Annotated in this window: 3 protein-coding genes; all 3 read left to right on the top strand. The window is 65.2% G+C overall.

The window, feature by feature from the left end:
• The first annotated feature begins 13 nt into the window (after positions 1–13).
• From AK2_RS16145 to AK2_RS16135, 3 genes are read left to right on the top strand one after another with little or no spacing between them, the layout of a single operon-like run.
• The gene (locus tag AK2_RS16145) at positions 14–1,003 is read left to right on the top strand and encodes an ABC transporter permease (protein WP_067937106.1); all 990 of its coding nucleotides are present in this window, start codon (positions 14–16) and stop codon (positions 1,001–1,003) included.
• Entirely contained in the window at positions 1,003–1,950 is a 948-nt protein-coding gene (locus AK2_RS16140; protein ID WP_245632954.1) for an ABC transporter permease, read from the top strand. Before AK2_RS16145 ends, AK2_RS16140 begins: the two co-directional genes overlap by 1 nt.
• Positions 1,919–2,950: an ABC transporter ATP-binding protein gene (locus tag AK2_RS16135; RefSeq protein ID WP_067937103.1), complete on the top strand. Its 1,032-nt coding sequence runs from the start codon at positions 1,919–1,921 to the stop codon at positions 2,948–2,950. Before AK2_RS16140 ends, AK2_RS16135 begins: the two co-directional genes overlap by 32 nt.
• Positions 2,951–3,044: the final 94 nt, after the last annotated feature.

The following is a 3,044-nucleotide window of genomic DNA, read 5'->3' as shown; positions in this document are numbered from 1 at the left end:
AGGAGGCGCGAGCGTGCGATATGTGATCAACCGGTTGGTGTTCTTCGTCATCTCGGTGTGGGCCGCGGTCACCATCAACTTCATCCTGCCGCGGTTGATGCCGGGCGATCCGGCCGAGGCGATGTTCGCCAAGTTCCAAGGGCACCTGACGCCCTACGCGCTGCACGCCCTGGAACTGCAGTTTGGCTTTAGCAACAAGCCGCTCATCCTGCAATACTTCGACTACCTCAAGGGATTGGTGACCGGCAACTGGGGACTGTCGTTCACCTACTACCCGACGCCGACGACCACGGTCATCGGCCATAGCCTGCCCTGGACGATTCTGCTCGTCGGGGTGGCGACGCTGCTCTCGGTGTTCGCCGGCACGGCGTGTGGCATCTACGTGGCCTGGCGGCGCGGGCGGGCGCTGGACTCGACGCTGCCGGTGGCGTCGTTGTTCGTGCAGGCGGCGCCGTACATGTGGACGGGGCTGCTGCTTTTGTTCGTGTTTGGCTTTCGGCTCAACTGGTTCCCGTTGGCCCGCGGGTACGCGGACAATATGTCGCCCTCGCTGAACGGGGACTTTCTGCTGAGCGCGCTGTACCACGGGGTGCTGCCGGCGTTGACCATCTTTTTGGGCTCGTTCAGCGGCTGGCTGGTGGGGATGCGCAACAACATGATTCTCACCCTGGGCGAGGACTACGTGGTGTTTGCCGAAGCCAAGGGGGTGCGGCCGCTGCGGCTGGTGCTGGCGTATGCGGCCCGAAACGCCATATTGCCGCAGGTGACCAGTTTCGCCATCGCGATAGGCAACGTGGTCAGCGGCTCCATCCTGACGGAGGTGGTGTTCTCCTATCCGGGCATCGGGGCGCAGCTGAACAACGCGGTGCTGCAGCAGGACTATCCGCTGATTCAGGGGGCGTTTTTGGTCATCGCGGTGTCGGTCCTGTTTGCCAACCTGGTGGTGGACCTGCTGTACGGGAAACTGGACCCAAGGGTGCAGACGGGGGGTGCAAGGGCCTGATGAGCGAACTGGTGACGACACCGATGGAAACGGCGCCAAGGAACACGGCGGGCAAGCGGCGGCGGCCGGCAGGGGTGCGGCTGCTGTTCAACGACGCCAAGGCCATCGTGGGGTTTGGGCTGTTTGCGCTGTTTGGGCTGGTGGCCATCTTCGCGCCGGTGATTGCGCCGTACAACCCGCTCTCGACGCAGTTCGCGATGAACCTGCCGCCCAGTTCGGCGCACCTGTTCGGGACGACGACGACAGGGCAGGATTTGTTCTCGCAGTTTGTCTATGGGGCGCGCACGACGCTGATTGTCGGGGTGGGGGCGGGGCTCATCTCGACGGTGATTGGGCTGTTGTTTGGCGTGACGGCCGGGTATTACGGCGGCTGGGTGGACACGGTGCTCAACTTCATCACCAACATCTTCTTGGTGCTGCCGAGCCTGGCGCTGTTGATTGTGATTGAGGCCTTGGTGCACAACTCGACGCCGCTGCTCAACGGGCTCATCATCGGCCTGACCGGTTGGGCCTGGGGGGCGCGGGTGTTCCGCTCGCAGGCGATGTCCCTGTGCGGGCGCGAGTTTGTGACGGCGGCGAAGCTGTCGGGGGCGTCGGGGGCGCGCATCATGGTGACGGAGGTCCTGCCGAACATGACGAGCGTCATCGCGTCGAACATCATCTTCGCCTGCCTGGGGGCGATTCTGGCCGAGTCGGGGCTGGCGTTTTTGGGGCTGGAGAGCGTCAACTCGGTCAGTTGGGGGACGATGCTGTACTGGGCGCAGTCGGGCGGGGCGCTGCTCAACGGGGCGTGGTGGTGGATCATCCCGCCGGGCCTGGGGATTGCGCTGGTGGGCATGTCGCTGGGCTTGATGAACTTCGCGATTGACCAATTCACCAACCCGCGCCTGCGCGGGCGGAGAGGGGGACGGCGCCGTGGACGCAAACCAGCCGGTCTTGGAGCTTGAGGACGTCTCCATTGTGTACGATGCGGCGTCCGGGCCGGTCCAGGCGGTCAGCGACGTCAGCCTGAGGCTGTATCCGAATCAGGTGCTGGGGCTCATCGGGGAATCGGGATCCGGCAAATCGACCTTGGCGCACGCGATCATGCGGCTTTTGCGGGGCAACGCGCGGCTGACCCGGGGGCGCATCCGGGTGATGGGGCAGGACGTGTACGCGCTTGGTTCCAAGGAGCTGCGGACCTTTCGCTGGAACCAGATGGCGATGGTGTTCCAGAGCGCGATGACGGCGCTCAACCCGGTGATGACGGTGGAGCGGCAGCTGGTCGACACGCTGCGCAGCCACCGGCCGGAGATGTCGTACCAAGAGGCGCGCGAGAAGGCGGTGGAGCTGCTGAAGCTGGTGCGCATCGACGAGCGGCACCTGCGCAGCTACCCGCACGAGTTGTCCGGAGGGATGCGCCAGCGGGTGGTCATCGCGATTGCGATTGCCCTGGAGCCGGCCTTGGTCATCATGGACGAACCGACGACCGCCCTGGACGTGGTGGTGCAGCGCTCGATTCTCAACCAGATCCAGGAGCTGCAGCAACAGCGCGGGTTTGCGATTCTGTTCATCAGCCACGACTTCAGCCTGGTCGCCGAGTTTGCCTCCAGGGTGGCGATTATGTATGCCGGGCGGATTGTGGAGAACACGGACGCGAAGGCCCTGCGCCTGGGCGGGGAGGGGCACCACCCGTACACCGAGGGGCTGATGCGGGCCATCCCGCGGCTGACGCCCGAGGATGTGGAGATTGAGGGGATTCCGGGCAACCCGCCGGATTTGCAGCAGCTGCCCGCGGGTTGCGCGTTTCACCCGCGCTGTCCGTACGCGACGGAGGCGTGCCAAAAGGTGCGGCCGCGGCGGCACGAGGTGGACGGACGGTGGGTGGAGTGTCACCTGTACGAAGCGGAGCGAGAGGGGGCGTACGCATGGCCGAGTCCCAGGCCTACATCGACGTTGACAAGCTGAAGGTGCGCTTTCCCGTGCGGCGGCAGGGGCAGCGGATGTACATCACGCCGGTGGACGGGGTGAGCTTTCGCATCGGCAAGGGGGAGGTGCTGTC

The organism is Alicyclobacillus kakegawensis NBRC 103104 (genome assembly GCF_001552655.1).
In the GTDB taxonomy this organism is placed as follows: domain Bacteria; phylum Bacillota; class Bacilli; order Alicyclobacillales; family Alicyclobacillaceae; genus Alicyclobacillus_G; species Alicyclobacillus_G kakegawensis.
The sequence above is the reverse complement of the archived record's forward strand: the minus strand, read 5'-3'. Positions and strand labels throughout refer to the sequence as shown.